The 15697-nt window shown below is 61.8% G+C and carries 14 protein-coding genes; 8 read left to right on the plus strand and 6 right to left on the minus strand.

What is annotated here, in order from left to right:
• Positions 1–88: 88 nt before the first annotated feature.
• From I5R65_RS08220 to I5R65_RS08230, 3 genes are all read right to left on the minus strand, one after another.
• Positions 89–886 (minus strand): MetQ/NlpA family ABC transporter substrate-binding protein, encoded by a 798-nt coding sequence (locus I5R65_RS08220; protein ID WP_180666162.1) that lies wholly within the window; start codon positions 884–886, stop codon positions 89–91.
• An 87-nt stretch (positions 887–973) separates the two neighbouring features.
• Entirely contained in the window at positions 974–1627 is a 654-nt protein-coding gene (locus tag I5R65_RS08225) for a methionine ABC transporter permease (protein WP_180666164.1), read from the minus strand.
• On the minus strand, positions 1617–2654 hold the full coding sequence (locus I5R65_RS08230; protein ID WP_180666166.1) for a methionine ABC transporter ATP-binding protein: 1038 nt from the start codon (positions 2652–2654) through the stop codon (positions 1617–1619). The genes I5R65_RS08225 and I5R65_RS08230 overlap by 11 nt, the downstream gene beginning before the upstream one ends.
• Positions 2655–2990: 336 nt before the next feature.
• Between I5R65_RS08230 and I5R65_RS08235 the strand changes: the two genes are divergently transcribed.
• The 3 genes from I5R65_RS08235 (at position 2991) to I5R65_RS08245 (ending at position 5002) form a co-directional block, all read left to right on the plus strand.
• Complete coding sequence (locus I5R65_RS08235) at positions 2991–3314, plus strand: type II toxin-antitoxin system Phd/YefM family antitoxin (protein WP_231395105.1); 324 nt, start codon at positions 2991–2993, stop codon at positions 3312–3314.
• Positions 3311–3568, plus strand: a complete 258-nt coding sequence (locus I5R65_RS08240; RefSeq protein ID WP_180666168.1) for a type II toxin-antitoxin system YoeB family toxin — start codon at positions 3311–3313, stop codon at positions 3566–3568. Before I5R65_RS08235 ends, I5R65_RS08240 begins: the two co-directional genes overlap by 4 nt.
• Positions 3569–3793: 225 nt before the next feature.
• Entirely contained in the window at positions 3794–5002 is a 1209-nt protein-coding gene (locus tag I5R65_RS08245) for a porin (protein ID WP_180666170.1), read from the plus strand.
• 187 nt (positions 5003–5189) lie between these two features.
• On the opposite strand, the gene groL is transcribed toward I5R65_RS08245, so the two are convergent.
• Both groL and groES read right to left on the minus strand, forming a co-directional pair.
• On the minus strand, positions 5190–6839 hold the full coding sequence (gene groL / locus I5R65_RS08250) for a chaperonin GroEL (RefSeq protein ID WP_180666172.1): 1650 nt from the start codon (positions 6837–6839) through the stop codon (positions 5190–5192).
• 122 nt (positions 6840–6961) lie between these two features.
• A complete protein-coding gene (groES, locus tag I5R65_RS08255) occupies positions 6962–7252 on the minus strand; it encodes a co-chaperone GroES (protein WP_180666174.1) in 291 nt (96 codons plus the stop codon).
• 782 nt (positions 7253–8034) lie between these two features.
• On the opposite strand from groES, the gene I5R65_RS08260 reads away from it, so the two are divergent.
• From I5R65_RS08260 to I5R65_RS08275, 4 genes are all read left to right on the plus strand, one after another.
• Entirely contained in the window at positions 8035–9180 is a 1146-nt protein-coding gene (locus I5R65_RS08260) for a branched-chain amino acid ABC transporter substrate-binding protein (RefSeq protein WP_180666176.1), read from the plus strand.
• 217 nt (positions 9181–9397) lie between these two features.
• Positions 9398–9916: a sigma-70 family RNA polymerase sigma factor gene (locus tag I5R65_RS08265; protein ID WP_180666178.1), complete on the plus strand. Its 519-nt coding sequence runs from the start codon at positions 9398–9400 to the stop codon at positions 9914–9916.
• Entirely contained in the window at positions 9906–10913 is a 1008-nt protein-coding gene (locus I5R65_RS08270) for a FecR domain-containing protein (RefSeq protein WP_180666179.1), read from the plus strand. The genes I5R65_RS08265 and I5R65_RS08270 overlap by 11 nt, the downstream gene beginning before the upstream one ends.
• A gap of 83 nt (positions 10914–10996) precedes the next feature.
• Positions 10997–13375: a TonB-dependent receptor gene (locus I5R65_RS08275; protein ID WP_180666181.1), complete on the plus strand. Its 2379-nt coding sequence runs from the start codon at positions 10997–10999 to the stop codon at positions 13373–13375.
• A gap of 174 nt (positions 13376–13549) precedes the next feature.
• Here the strand turns inward: I5R65_RS08275 and I5R65_RS08280 are convergent, their stop codons facing one another.
• Positions 13550–14470, minus strand: a complete 921-nt coding sequence (locus I5R65_RS08280; protein WP_180666183.1) for a LysR family transcriptional regulator — start codon at positions 14468–14470, stop codon at positions 13550–13552.
• A 337-nt stretch (positions 14471–14807) separates the two neighbouring features.
• Here I5R65_RS08280 and I5R65_RS08285 point away from each other — a divergent pair, with 337 nt between their 5' ends.
• Entirely contained in the window at positions 14808–15680 is an 873-nt protein-coding gene (locus I5R65_RS08285) for a transporter (RefSeq protein ID WP_180666324.1), read from the plus strand.
• Positions 15681–15697 lie beyond the last annotated feature (17 nt).

Raw genomic sequence — 15697 nt, forward strand, 5'->3', positions numbered from 1 at the left:
TATCAGTGATTTTCCTCTCCGGAAAAGCAAAAAGGCCAGCGCGAAGCTGGCCTTTTCGTTTGCTGCAAGGATCTTGCAGGAGTGCGGATTACCAGGAGGTGATCACCGAACCCTTGTACTTCTCCAGCACGAACTTCTTCACTTCCGGGCTGTGGTAGGCCTTGACCAGCTTGGCGACCCAGGGCTTGTCCTTGTCGGCAGCGCGGATGGCGATCACGTTGGCGTAGGGGCCGGTGGAAGCTTCCACGGCAATGGCGTCCTTGGTCGGCGACAGGCCGGCCGATTCAGCGTAGTTGCCGTTGATGACGGCGGCGTCGAAGTCATCCAGCGAACGCGGCAGCTGGGCCGCATCCAGTTCGATGATCTTGACCTTCTTGGGGTTCTCGACGATGTCCAGCGGGGTTGCCTTCAGACCGGCATCGGCCTTGAGCTTGATCACGCCCTTGGCCTGCAGTACCAGCAGCGCACGGCCGCCGTTGGTCGGGTCATTGGGCACGCCGACGCGGGCGCCTTGCTTCAGGTCGTTGAGCGACTTGATCTTCTTGGAGTACACACCCATCGGGAAGGTGATGGTGCTGCCCACGCTGATGAACTTGTAGCCGCGGTCCTTGATCTGCGCATCCAGGTAGGGCTGGTGCTGGTAGGAGTTGGCGTCCAGATCGCCAGCGGCCAGGGCTGCGTTGGGCTGGATGTAGTCGGTGAATTCGATGACCTTCATCTGCACGCCGTCTTTTTCCAGCAGCTTCTTGACCTGTTCCATGATCTCGGCGTGCGGACCTGCGGTCACGCCCACCTTGATCTGGTCTTCGGCGAATGCGGGGGCCGACACCAGGCCGGCGGCCAGGCCCAGGCCTGCGATGAATTGAATCAACTGACGACGCTTCATGACTTTCCTTTCAAGCTTTTTTGAAATGCACAGCGGATAGCTGCGCGGTGTTATCGATGCCGGTTGCGCGTGGCGCTCTTGGCGTGCTCAGCGATGACTGAGCTTGCGCACCAGCAGGTCTCCCAGGGATTGCACCAACTGCACGAATACGATCAGGATCAGGACCACGGCCAGCATCACTTCCGGCAGGAAGCGCTGATAGCCGTAGCGGATGCCCAGGTCACCCAGGCCGCCGCCACCGATCGCACCGGCCATGGCCGAGTAGCCGACCAGGCTGACGAAGGTGATCGTGAGACCGGCGACGATACCAGCAAATGCCTCCGGTACCAATACTTTGTAAATGATTTGCCAGGTGGTGGCGCCCATGGCTTGCGCGGCTTCGACCAGGCCGTGATCGACTTCACGCAGCGCCGTCTCGACCAGGCGGGCGATGAAGGGCGCGGCGGCGATGGTCAGCGGCACGATGGCGGCGGCAGTACCGATGGAGGTGCCGACGAAGAAGCGCGTCATCGGGATCACCGCCACCAGCAGGATGATGAAGGGCGTGGAGCGCACCGCGTTGACCAGCAGGCCGGCGATGCGGTTGAACACCGCATTGGGCAGCACGCCCTTGTCTTCGGTGATGTGCAGGGCAATGCCCAGCGGGATGCCCAGCAGCGAACCCACCACGCCGGAGATCACCACCATCATCAGCGTCTCACCGAAGGAGCTGACGAACAGATCGATCAGTTCAGATGACATGGTTGAGCTCCTCGACGACGACGCCCTGCTCGCGCAGGTAGTGCATGGCTTGGTTGATGTTCTCCTGCGAACCGTTGGCGAGGATCGCCAGCGAGCCGAAGGCCTGGCCCTGGATCTCGTCGATCTGGCCGTGCAGGATGTTGAAATTCAGGTTGAAACGGCGCACCGCTTCCGACAGATGCGGCTGGTCCACGTCATTGCCGGTGAAGGCGAAGCGGAACAGGTGGTCGGTGCCCTGGCCGGCGTCGGCGCGGGCCAGGCGCTCGCGCAGGCGCGCCAGCACGCCCTTGGGCAGTTCGTGGGCGATGACGTCGCCGATCAGTGCGCGGGTGACTTCATGGCGCGGCTGGCGGAACACCTCCAGCACCTCGCCCTGTTCGATCACCTGGCCGGCTTCCATCACGGCCACGCGGTCGCAGATGTCCTTGATGACTTCCATCTGGTGGGTGATCAGGACGATGGTCAGGCCCAGTTCCTTGTTGATCTTGTGCAGCAGTTCGAGGATGGAGCGGGTGGTTTCCGGGTCCAGCGCCGAGGTGGCCTCGTCCGAGAGCAAGACCTTGGGATCATTGGCCAGTGCGCGGGCGATGCCCACGCGCTGTTTCTGGCCACCCGAGATCTGGGCCGGGAAACGGTCGCGCAGGGCAGTCAGGCCCACCAGGTCCAGCAGCGGTTCGACCTTGGCGGCGATCTCGGACTTGCTCTTGCCGGCCAGTTCCAGCGGCAGGGCGATGTTGTCGTAGACGCTGCGCGAGGACAGCAGGTTGAAGTGCTGGAAGATCATGCCGATGCCACGGCGGGCTTCGCGCAATTGGGACGAGGACAAGGTGGTCAGGTCCTGGCCGTCCAGAATGATGCGTCCGGAGGTGGGGCGGTTCAGCAGGTTCAGGGTGCGTACCAGCGTGCTCTTGCCGGCGCCGCTGCGGCCGATGATGCCGAACACCTCGCCTTTGCGGATCGACAGTTCGACGTTGCGCACCGCTTCGACATTGCCGAATCGCTGGGTGACAGCTTGTATTTCGATCATGATGGGAACGGAAATGGCAGCGGGCACCCCGGGTGCCGGCATCCCGGCACAGCCCCTCAGGGAGACGCGCGGGCGGTCGCCGGATCACAGGTCTCCACTGCCATTGATATTTTTTATAAGAAGCCGCTATTTTAAGGCGGCAAGGTTATATAGGGAAAACAAATTTTCGCCTATGCATATAACCATCGCGTCTTAGCATGCGACGGGAAGCCGCCTGGAGACTGGCTTGCGGGGAGGGCCTGGGCTGTCTCGGCGCGCTGGTTTCCGTGTTTGTTTGAGGAAGTTTTCGAATAAGTGCGGGCTGTCACCGGATTTTCTGCACGGATCTGCGCGGCCATGTCGGTCCGACATATCTTTTCGCGTTTTCCCGATCCGATGCTGCGCATTGGCGTCTGCCTCTGCGAACACCTCCTCCCCATGTATGCCTATCCCGCCAACGAACTGATCCAGCGACTCGACGAGTTGCTGGAGCTGGCCGATATCGACGAAGTCATCCTCACCCGCGAGAGTGCCGAGAGCCTGGTGCTGGTCCGGGAATCGGTCTGGCGAGGCGTCCAGGAAGCCCTGCATCTGCTGGGCAACGACATCAACGCCGAACGCCTCCTGTGCAGTCTGCAACAGATGCGGGCCGGGTTGTCGTCCGGACAATCCTCTGCGTGAACAGACTCTGGCTGACCCCGCTGGCCAGGCAGGACCTGGCCTGGTGGCGTCGCCACGACCGTGGCACAGCCCGTGAGGTGCTGGGCCTGCTGCGACGGTTGCAGGATGACACCCCGTTGCCGACGCTGCGCCTGACCCGATTGCCGCTGTGCCCGCCGGGCCTGTGGTCTTTCCGGCTGCGCGGGGAACACCGCATCGTGATCGAGCGGATGTCAGGGTTCGTCGTCGTGCATCAGTGTCGATTTCATTACTGACTCGTCGATGGAGCAGCGTTCCTTTTTGCCATTTTGGTTGTGATAAAGAGACGGAATAGTCTTATAAATGAGTGAAATTCAAATTATGAATATATTGAGAAAATAAATAACGTTTAGATTTGCCGTGACTTCTTGAAGTTGTTCCCTGGAAGTGTGGGGGTGGCCACGCGAGATCGCGACCGGCACCCGCCAATCAACAGCAATCAAACCACTACGGAGTACTCTATGAAAAAGTCCATCCTGGCCCTGGCCGTGCTGGCTACCTTTGCCGGCGCGGCGTACGCGCAAAGCACCGTCACCGTCTATGGTGCAGTCGATGCAAGCCTGTCCTACACCAACAAGATCATCACTTCCGGCAAGGAAACTGGCGCTCAGATGGCACTCGATTCTGGCGCGAGCAAGGGCTCGCGCCTGGGTGTCAAGGGTGTCGAAGACCTGGGCGGTGGCCTGAAGGCCGTCTTCAATATCGAGAACGGCTTCAAGCTTGACACTGGCGAAGCTGCGCAGGACGGCCTGTTGTGGGGGCGCCATGCCACCGTTGGCTTGTCCGGCAGTTTCGGTACCCTGCTGGCAGGTCGCCAGAATGACGTCCTCAACGATATTGGCGGCATCGCTTCGGCTGGCGACTTCGGCGGCGCGGTAGGCCGTGTGCACTCGCTGGACCTTGATCGCACCAACGGCGAGCGCGTCAACAACTCCATCCGCTACAACTCCCCCAATTTCAATGGCTTCACCGGCAGTCTGATCTACGGATTTGGCGAAGAAGCCGGCAAGACCGGCTCTGGCCAATCCTTTGGCCTGGGCGGCATGTACGCCAATGGCCCGCTCAATATCGGACTGGGTTATTTTCAAAGCAAACAGGGTGAAGAAAAGAAGGCCAGCGACGTCAACATGGCCGCGGCCTGCAATGGCATGGGCAAGAGTGGCGATACCTGCCTGAAGACCTGGACCCTGGCCGCGTCCTATCAATTCGGCCCGGCCAAGGTCTACGGTTCGTATTCGCACGTGAAGTTGCCGCTGGCGAAGTTCAAGGCCGGCATGGACCCGAAGACCTACACCTTTGCCTCCATGATCGATCCCAAGCGAAGCCCGGTCTACGATGCAGGCAAGCATGCCGACTACACCATCGGAGGAACCAATCATGATTCCAGTCAGACCCTGGACGTGGGCGTGAACTACAAGGTAATGCCCGCCCTGTCGCTGATCAGCAGCGTGCAGCTCACCAGTGCCAAGTTCGTCAAGGGCGCCAACGGTCGCCTGATGCAGTTGAACCTGGGTGCCAAGTACGACCTGTCCAAGCGCACCACGACCTATGCGGTCGTACGTAACCTGCGTTCGAACGACATGTACAACGTCGGTCTGGCCGGCGACCGTATCCCGGGCGCCAATCGTAGCCAGACCGGTCTGAATACCGGTCTGGTCCACAGCTTCTAAGACGGGCAACGCCGCGCCCGCAAGGGCGCCATGTTCGAGGACCCGCATTCCACAAGGATGCGGGTCTTTGCAATGACCCAGCCACATTGAGCAGCGCAGGCGCAATAAAAAACCCGCATCGTCGCCGATGCGGGTTTTTTTCTTGCAGCACGGACCATGTCATCCATGGCCCGCAGCAGGAGGCAAATTACATCATGCCGTCCATGCCACCCATGCCGCCCATACCACCCATGCCGCCAGGCATGCCGGCCGGCTTGTCTTCGGTCACTTCGGCCACCAGGGCGTCGGTGGTCAAGATCAGGCTGGCCACGGAGGCAGCGTTCTGCAGTGCCGAACGGGTCACCTTGGCCGGATCCAGCACACCCAGTTCCACCAGGTCACCGTAGGTGCCGTTGGAAGCGTTGTAGCCAAAGTTGCCCGTACCTTCCAGCACCTTGTTCACCACCACCGACGGCTCATCGCCGGCGTTGAAGACGATCTGGCGCAGCGGCTCTTCGATGGCGCGCAGCACGATCTTGATACCGGCTTCCTGGTCGGGGTTGTCGCCCTTCAGGTCCTTGACGTTGGCGCGAGCGCGCAGCAGGGCAACGCCACCGCCAGGCACGACGCCTTCTTCAACTGCAGCGCGGGTAGCGTGCAGAGCATCTTCGACGCGAGCCTTCTTTTCCTTCATTTCGACTTCGGTGGCAGCGCCAACCTTGATCAGTGCAACGCCGCCGGCCAGCTTGGCCACGCGCTCTTGCAGCTTTTCACGATCGTAGTCGGAAGTGGCTTCGCCGATCTGGGTGCGGATCATGGTCACGCGGGCTTCGATTCCAGCAGCATCGCCGTTGCCGTCGATGATGGTGGTGTTTTCCTTGCCGATTTCAACGCGCTTGGCTTGACCCAGTTCAGCCAGGGAAGCCTTTTCCAGGGTCAGGCCGACTTCTTCGGCGATCACTTGGCCGCCGGTCAGGATGGCGATGTCTTCCAGCATGGCCTTGCGGCGGTCGCCGAAGCCAGGGGCCTTGACGGCAGCGGTCTTCAGGATGCCACGGATGTTGTTGACCACCAGGGTGGCCAGGGCTTCGCCTTCGACGTCTTCAGCCACGATCAGCAGCGGACGGCCAGCCTTGGCGACTTGTTCCAGCACCGGCAGCAGGTCACGGATGTTGGAGATCTTCTTGTCGAACAGCAGGATGAAGGGATTGTCCAGGGCGACGATCTGCTTCTCTTGGTTGTTGATGAAGTACGGCGACAGGTAGCCACGGTCGAATTGCATACCTTCGACGATGTCCAGTTCGTTTTCCAGCGACTTGCCGTCTTCGACGGTGATCACGCCTTCCTTGCCGACCTTTTCCATGGCCTTGGCGATGATGTCGCCGATGTCCGCGTCGGAGTTGGCCGAGATCGAGCCGACCTGGGCGATTTCCTTGGAGGTGGTGGTGGGCTTGGACAGGTTCTTGACTTCACCGACGATGGCGGTGACAGCCTTGTCGATGCCGCGCTTCAGGTCGGTCGGGTTGAAACCGGCGGCGACGTACTTGAAGCCTTCGCGCACGATGGCTTGTGCCAGCACGGTAGCGGTGGTGGTACCGTCACCGGCGTTGTCGGAGGTCTTGGAAGCGACTTCCTTGACCAGCTGGGCACCCATGTTTTCCAGCTTGTCCTTCAGTTCGATTTCCTTGGCGACGGACACGCCGTCCTTGGTCACGGTCGGGGCGCCGAAGCTGCGTTCCAGGACCACGTTGCGGCCCTTGGGACCCAGGGTGACCTTGACTGCATTGGCCAGGATGTTGACGCCATTGACGATCTTGGCACGTGCTTCATCGCCGAAAATAACTTGCTTTGCTGCCATGTTGGATTCTCCAGAATTCGGTTCAGTTCATGTCGCCGGGCTCAGAAGTGAGCATTCCGGCGGGATTCTTGCTGCCGATGGCCTGTTATATAGATGAAGATATAGTCAGGCCGGATGCCGAATTACTTCTCGACGACGGCGAACAGGTCTTCTTCGCGCATGACCAGCAGTTCCTGGCCATCGACCTTCACGGCCTGGCCGGAGTACTTGCCGAACAGAACGCGGTCGCCGACCTTCACGGCCAGTGGGCGGACCTTGCCATCTTCCAGGATCTTGCCATTGCCGACGGCCAGGACTTCGCCTTGGTCCGGCTTTTCGGTCGCTGCATCAGGCAGAACGATACCGGAAGCGGTCTTGGTTTCCTGGTCGAGGCGCTTGACGATGACGCGATCGTGCAAAGGGCGAAGATTCATGAGAACTCCTTAATTTTCAATTAGTTAGCATTGATTGCGGCAAAGCCTGCAACGTTTTTCTTCCAAATGCAGCGAACCTCACCGCATGAAAAAGGGGGATTGCGTCCAGCGGGCTGTTAGCACTCTACCGAGACGAGTGCTAAGTATAGGGATGGGCTTTGGATTTTTCAAGGCGTCAATTGACTGGCGCAAGTCGTGCTTACACCTTCAAACGCGAGGCAGCGTGGGGGCGGGGTGGCTGCGGACAAACCGATTTTCTCATTTTGCGGGATGGATGCTTTGGTGAGAAATGCGCTCCCCCTGCGACCCCTTGTGCGAGCGTGCAGTTTTTTTCGGTTTCGCGTTCCCATTTGGTGCGAAACCCAGTGCCGCGTATTAAAAAAGTGCATAAAACGTGCGATCTGTCTGAAGAACTGTACTGGTCTCCATACGCCGCTCCCAGCCGCACCATTACGGTGTATTCTGCCCAGCGGGGTGGGTCACGTCGTAGGAAATGCCCCGCCTGGCCTGGCGTTTCGTCCGGGCCGCTTACCTGAGCTGGCTCCGTCCCTTTTTAAGCGGGAAACACCATGAGGAGGGCTCCCGAGTCGTGATGCTGTGGGGCATGGCTCGTTTTTTGCAGTAGCAGAGTCCGCAAGCAACATCCAGTCAGCAACTGGGGGTGCTGCGGTGTTGATCGTCCGGGCCTTCGTTCGCGGATGTCAGGGTTGGTCAGCGCATATAACAAATGGCACAACGAACTGCGTTTTCAATCACTCTATCGGAAGTAATAGGAGCATTTCATGCAAAAAATTAAAGGGATTCCTGTCGCCACCGCCATCGTGGCAGCGTTCGCATTCGCAGGGGCTGCGCAGGCACAAGAGGTCATCAAGATCGGTCACGTCGCTCCCCTGACCGGTCCCAACGCCCACATCGGCAAGGACAATGAAAATGGCGCCCGTATGGCCGTGGACGAACTCAATGCCAAGGGCTTCATGATCGGCGGCAAGAAAGTGACTTTCCAGCTGGTTCCCCAGGATGACGCTTCCGATCCGAAGCAAGCGACCACCGTGGCCCAGGCCCTGGTCGATGCCAAGGTCAAGGGTGTGGTTGGCCACATGAACTCGGGTACCACCATCCCCGCTTCCAAGATCTACTTCGATGCCGGCATCCCGCAAATCTCGCCGTCGGCCACCAACCCCAAGTACACCCAACAAGGCTTCAACACCGCCTTCCGCGTGGTGGCCAACGATGGTCAGCTGGGTGGCGTGCTGGGTCGCTACGCCGTCAATGAACTCAAGGGCAAGAACGTCGCCGTCATCGACGACCGTACCGCCTACGGTCAGGGCGTAGCCGAGGAATTCCGCAAGAGCGCGCTGGCTGCCGGTGCCACCGTGGTGGCGACCCAGTACACCACCGACAAGGCCACCGACTTCAACGCCATCCTGACCTCGGTCAAGTCCAAGAAGCCTGACCTGGTCTTCTTCGGCGGCATGGACGCCGTGGCCGGCCCGATGCTGCGTCAGATGGATCAGCTGGGCGTGGCTGCCAAGTTCATGGGCGGTGACGGTATCTGCACCACCGAGTTGCCCAACCTGGCCGGCGCTGGCTTGAAGGACGGCGAAGTGGTCTGCGCCGAAGCAGGTGGCGTGACCGAAGCCGGCAAGAAGCCGCTGGAAGACTTCAAGGCTGCCTACAAGAAGAAGTTCAACCAGGACGTCGTGATCTACGCCCCGTACACCTACGATGCGCTGATGACCCTGGCCGATGCCATGCAGAAGGCCGGTTCGTCCGATCCCAAGGTCTACCTGCCGGAACTGGCGAAGATCCACCACAAGGGCGTGACCGGCGAAATCGCCTTCGATGCCAAGGGTGACATCCTCAACGGTACCCTGACCCTGTACACCTACAAGGGTGGCAAGCGCTCGCTGCTGAGCGTGGTCAAGTAAACAGGGAAGCTGCAGTTCTGCTCTTGCCGGCCACTGTTACGGTGGCCGGCAGGATGCCAGGGCGGCACAAGCCTAGTCAAAGCCCCGGCCGTGCGCCGGGGCTTTGTCGTTTTTCCCATCTATTTACTTCACAAGGTAGCATCCACAAATGAAGGTTTGTTGGCGGACCGGCCTTTACGGATTATAATGAGAACAGTTCTCATTATTTTTCGCCGTCATGACCGACGTCGTCCATCCCGCTCCGCGTCACCCAGACATCGCCGGCCTCTACACCGGCCATCACCAATGGCTGCTGGGATGGTTGCGTCGTCGCACCAACAACGCGGAGCTGGCCGCCGACCTGGCCCAGGACACTTTCGTGCGGGTCATGGTGTCGCGTCGCAGCTTCTATCTGGAGGAAGTGCGTGCCCTGCTGGCGACCATCGCGCGCGGTCTGGTGATCGATCATTTCCGGCGTTGCGCGCTGGAAGCCAGCTTCCTGGAGATGCTGGCGCAACTGCCGCCGGAGCACCTGCCATCACCCGAGGCCCAACTGCTGGTGCTGGAAACACTCAACGAAATCGATGCCATGCTGGCCGCATTGCCGGCAAAGGTGCGCAGTGCCTTCCTGCTGTCACAACTGGACGGCCTGGGCTATGCCGAGATCGCCGAGCGCCTGCAGGTTTCGCTCAGTTCGGTACAGCAATACATGAAGCGTGCCTTCGCCGCCTGTTACAGCGTCCAGTATGGCGGCTGACGTCACCGCTCCCGCCGACGACATCGTCAGGACCGCCATCGACTGGATGGTGCGGCTGCAATCGGGTGCCGCCACCGCCCAGGAACACGAAGCCTGCCGCCGCTGGCGCGCCGAACAGCCGCAGCACGAACTGGCCTGGCAGCGGCTGCAGACGCTGAGCGAGCGTGTCGCTACGCTGCCGCGCACCCTGGCGCATGGCAGCATCGGCGATGGTGAAACCCGCAGCCGTCACAACCGCCGGTTCGCCATCAAAGCCCTGTGCCTGGTCGCAGGGGTAGGGCTGGTGGCCACCGGCGCCGGCATGGCCACCCCCTGGCCGGCGTTGATGGCCGAATATTCCACCCGGGTGGGCGAGCGGCGGCGTGTGCTGCTGGCCGACGGCACCGTCCTGGAACTCAACAGCGCCACCGCCATCGACGCCGCCTACGACGACCAGCGCCGCCTGATCAAGCTGCATCGCGGCGAAGTGCTCATCACCACCGCCGGCGAAGAGGGTCGCCCCTATCGCCCATTCATGGTCCACACCCGTGTGGGCCAGGCACGTGCGCTGGGCACCCGCTTCCAGTTGCGCGATAGCGCGGCCGGCATGCGACTGGCCGTCTACCAAGGCGCGGTGGCCTTCGAGGCAGCGGGCGCCGCCCGTGCAGCCGATGCTGTGCGGGTCGACGCCGGGCAGCAAGGCCTGTTCGACCGTCAAGGCCTGGTCGGCAGGCTGTCGCCCGCCAATGAGCAAACACTGGGCTGGGTCGACGGCGTCATCGTCGCCGACCGCATGCCGCTGGGAGAACTGGTGGCCGAGCTGGACCGCTACCTGCCCGGCCGGCTGCGTTGCGATCCGGCTGTTGCGTCGCTGCCCATCTCGGGCGTGTTCCCGCTGGACCAGCCGGCGCGCATCCTGGCCGCCATCGCGCGTACCTTGCCGGTGCAGATCGATACCTGGACTGCCTACTGGATCACCCTGCGTCCACGGGCAGCAGCCCCACGCAGCACGACGTAAAGATTTTTCGGCCAGCCTCTGCAGTTTTGTGCGGCTCGTTCGGTTTACCTGATAGCAAGCTCGCCAATCACCGTAAAACCGACATGACAAATTCGACCCGCTTTCCCTCCCGTCCCACCCTCTCCAGGCTGGCCGTACTGGCTGCCCTGGCAGCGCCCATGGCCACCGTCCAGGCGCAGGCCAGCGACGCCCAGCGCCAGGCCTATGAGCTGCCTGCCGGCCCCCTGAACCAGGTCCTGAACAGCTTTGCTCGCCGCGCCGGCGTGCTGCTCTCGTTCGACCCCGCCGTGACCCGCGAGCGCCAGAGTGCCGGCCTGTCCGGGCGCTATACCGTGGACGAGGGCTTCGCCGCCCTGTTGAGCGGCTCCAGCCTGCAGGCCGTCAAGAATGCCGACGGTGGCTACACGCTGCTGGCACCGTCCGTGGGCAGCAACGCCAATGCCGTCCTGCCCACCGTGACCATCACCGAAAGCGCCGACCCCACCGCCCCCTATGCCGGCGGCCTGGTGGCGCGGGGCGGCAGCCTTGGCGTGCTCGGCACCGCCAGTGTCATGGATACCCCGTTCAGCACCACCAACTACACGTCGCAAGGCATCGAAGACGTGCAGGCGCGTGCCATCGGCGACGTCATCGCCAATGACGCCTCGGTGCGCAACACCAATGGCAACGGTGGCTTTGGCGATAGCTACCAGATTCGCGGCTTCACCATGTCGGCCAACGATGTGGCCTTCAATGGCCTGTATGGCATGGTGCCGCTGACCCGCATGCCCATCTCGATGGTCGAGCGCATCGAAGTGCTCAAGGGCCCGGGCACACTCATGTATGGCATGGGGCCGGCCGGCGGCGTCGGCGGCGCGGTCAACCTGATTCCCAAGCGCGCGCATGAAGACCCGATTTCCAGCGTGACGGCCACCTATCTCTCCAATTCGCAGTTCGGTCTGAAGGCCGACCTCGGCCGCCGCTTCGGTGAGAACCAGGAATGGGGTGTGCGCGTCAATGCGCTCTACGCCGACGGCAATACCGGCCTGTCCGGCAGCAATCAACAGCAGAGCATGGGTTCGGTTGGACTGGACTACAACGGCGGCCGCGTGCGCTGGAGTCTGGACGCCTACACCCAGCACGAAGATGCCCGCAACTTCCGCCCGCAATTCAGCATCAGCAGCCTGGTCATGCCGGACGCGCCCTCGGGCAAGACCAATCTGTATCCCGGTACCACGCTGCAATCGGACGACAAGGCCGCCACCACCCGCCTGGAATATGACATCAACGACCAGCTCACTGCCTATGGTGCAGTCGGCTACCACGTTGCCAGCTCCGCCCAGACCTGGCCCGGTGCCACCATCCTCAATGCGCGTGGCGATACGGCCTCCCTGTACAACGGCTATTACGACCAGAAGGTGACCTCCACCTCCGCCGATGTCGGCATGCGGGCGCGCTTCAATACCGGCGGCATCAAGCACACCCTGATGCTGGGTGTGAACATGCTGGACCAGCAGACCGATTATTTCTATCTCTCCGAAGCCAGCAGCGTCACCTCGAACCTGTATAACCCGGTAGCCTTGCCCACCGTCACCGGCAGCCGCGGCCAGCCCACGCCGCAAAGCCAGGTACGCCTGACCAGCGTGGCCCTGACCGATACCCTGTCGCTGGCCGATGACCGCCTGCGCCTGATCGGCGGATTGCGCCGCCAGCAGGTCTATTCGCACAGCCTGGTGGATGATTCTCAGACCTCCAACAAGACCGCCATTTCCCCGGTGCTGGGCGTGGTGGTCAAGCCGCTGGAGAATGTCTCCCTCTACGCCAACTACACGGCCGCGCTCAGCGCGGGCGGCTTCACCTCGGCCAGCGACGGCAACCCGAACCAGCTGTTCCCGCCCTACAAGTCCAAGCAGATCGAGACCGGGGCCAAGATCGACTGGGGCCGCGTGACCACCACTGCCGCCGTGTTCCAGATCGAGCAGGCCAATTCCAGCACCACCCTCGTCAACGGCATCACCACCACCACCCAGGATGGCCGCAACCGCGTGCGCGGACTGGAGCTGGCGGCCTATGGCGAACTGCAGCGGGGCCTGCGCTTCAATGCCAGCGGCACCTTCTTCGATGCCAAGCAATACCACACCGACAATGGCACCAACGACGGCAAGGACGTCGGCGCCATCCCCAGCAGCAACTTCAACCTCGGACTGGACTGGGACGCGCCCTGGCTGCAAGGTCTGGCGCTCAATACCCGCGTGACCCGCACCGGTTCGATGTGGTACAGCAATGAAAACACGCTCAAGGTGCCGGGCTGGACCCGCGTTGATATCGGTGCCCGCTACATCACCAAGGCGGCAGGGCAGGTCGTGACCTATCGCGCCAATATCGAAAACCTGTTCGACAAGAACTACTGGCTGATGCAGAACGGGTATGTGGGTACCTCGTCCGGCCGCACGCTGGTGCTGTCGGCGCAGGTCGATTTCTGACCTCACCCGCTTGCGCCGTCAGGCGCAGCGTCCAAGCCTGCAGAAAAGCTCTGTCGCCCCCCGGCGGCAGGGCTTTTTTCTTGCGCCTGTTCTGGTCCGATGGAAAATATTTTTTATACGATTTATATCGATGCCATCTTCTGCGGGATCAGGGCCGTTCAACACTGAGGCGCATCAGGCCGGTGCCGCATCCATCTCCCGCGCGCTCTCCAGGAATATCCGCCGCAGCCACTCGATGCCCGGATCATTGGTGCGATAGCGGTGCCACTGCATCATCTGATGCATCTCGCCCAGCGCCAACGGGCTCTCCTTGATCACCACCGGCCATTGCGGCGCCAGCTTGCGCGCCAGCCGGCCGTGCACGGTGGCAATCCGGTCCGTGCCCTGTACCAGCGCCACCGCAGAGGCAAAGCTGAAGCTGGTGACTTCCACCCGCCTGGCAAAGCCCAGCTTGTTGGTCATCCACGCTTCCACCGACGAGGCATTGGCGCCCGGCGGCACCATCACCACGTGGCCCGCGTTCATGTAGCGTTCCAGCGTCAGTTCGCCGTCGGCCAGCGGGCTGTCGCGCCAGACCACGCACACGTGGCGTTCGCGAAAGACTTCTTCGGCGGGATGGTCGGGTGTGCAGAATTCCTGCGGCAATATCAGCAGATCCACCTCGGCACGGTCCAGTGAACGGGGCGGGTCCTGCACCTGCGGCATCAGCGCAAAGCGGATGCCTGGCCCCTCGGCGTAGGCACGCGCCATCACCCGCGGCACCAGCACGCTCAGGCTGAAGTCCGAGACCGAGATGCGGAATTCCCGTTGTGATTGCGCCGGCACGAAAGCCGGCTTGGCGGCGATCGACCCCTCGATGCGCCGCAGGACATCATTGACCGCATCGCGCAGCACTTCGGCCCGTGGCGTGGCCTCCATACGGCGCCCGACCTGGATCAGCAATTCATCGTCGAAATATTCGCGCAGGCGTGCCAGCGCATTGCTCATGGCCGACTGGCTCAGGTGAATCTTCTCGGCGGCGCGGCTGATGCTCAGTTCGGTCAGCAAGGCATCCAGGGCGACCAGCAGATTGAGGTCGAGTTTGTTGAAGCGCATGGGCGTGTCTCCGTTGTTCGGGTGTGCCGGCCTTCTGTACGCAGGGCGTGCGGGCGCGGTCATGTATTGATGCTGTCCATATCATGAATCAAAACAATCCATTTGATCAATATCAACCTCGAACTTAAGCTTCCCTCATCCGCTGCACGGCCTCGCAAATCAGAAAAAGGGCCGGCACGGCAAGCCGGCGGCGCCATCTGCGCGCTGCTTTCGGCCTGGCCCCGAAAAGACGCCGCGATGGCGAGACAACAAGCCAGGCAGGGTAGGAGACAAGGAGACCGAAGTGAAGAGAGGATACGTACCAGTCCAGCGGCTGGCCGCATGCACCGTTCTGGGCATGCTGGGCATGGCCGGCATGCAGTCTGCGCAGGCTTTTGAAGGGGGCGTCTCGCCATTCCCCACCGGGTCCACCAGTGAATACATTGCCGCGCTGCCCCCGATCCCGGGCCTGTTTGCGGTGGAGCAATTCAACTACAGCAGTGCCGACGGTCTGTACGACAACAAGGGCAACAAGCTGCCCATTCCCTTCAAGTCCCAAGCCTTCTCCGCCACCACGCGCCTGCTGGCCTCCTATGGCGTGGAATGGTTCGGCGCCAAGGTGTATTCGCAACTGGTGCTGCCGGTGGTGTCGCTGCATACCGAAGTGGCTGGCCACGGTGAGAACCACAACGGCCTGTCCAACGTCACCGTCACGCCGCTGCTGCTGCGCTGGGATGTGGCGGCCCATACCAATGTCACGTTCGGGTTCGACTTCGCGCTCAAGACCGGCTCCTACAATCCCGCCCGCCCCAGCGTGGCAGCGGGCTATACCTCGTACCAGCCGGTGCTGGCGATACGCCACAACGATCCTGACGGGCTGGACCTGGGCATCTCCAACCGCCTGCTCTTCAACGACAAGAACAGCGATACCAATTACCGCTCCGGCACCGCCTACGTGGCCGATTTCATCGGCGGCTGGAACTTCGGGAAGTGGAAGGTCGGCGTGACCGGCTCCTACCTGAACCAGTTCACCGACGACCGCCAGAACGGCAGCGACATCCCTGGCAATCGCATGCGCAGCTTCGCCATGGGCCCGACCGTCGCCTATAACGCCGGTCCCTTCAGCATCAACATGAATGTCCAGCGCGGTCTGTACGCCGCCAACACGGCCAAGAGCGATGCCATCTGGATCAACTTCGCCATGCCGTTGTGGCTGGGCGGCCCGCACTGAGGACCTGGGTCCGGTCC

The organism is Herbaspirillum sp. AP02, from assembly GCF_015767275.1.
Taxonomy (GTDB): domain Bacteria; phylum Pseudomonadota; class Gammaproteobacteria; order Burkholderiales; family Burkholderiaceae_D; genus Herbaspirillum.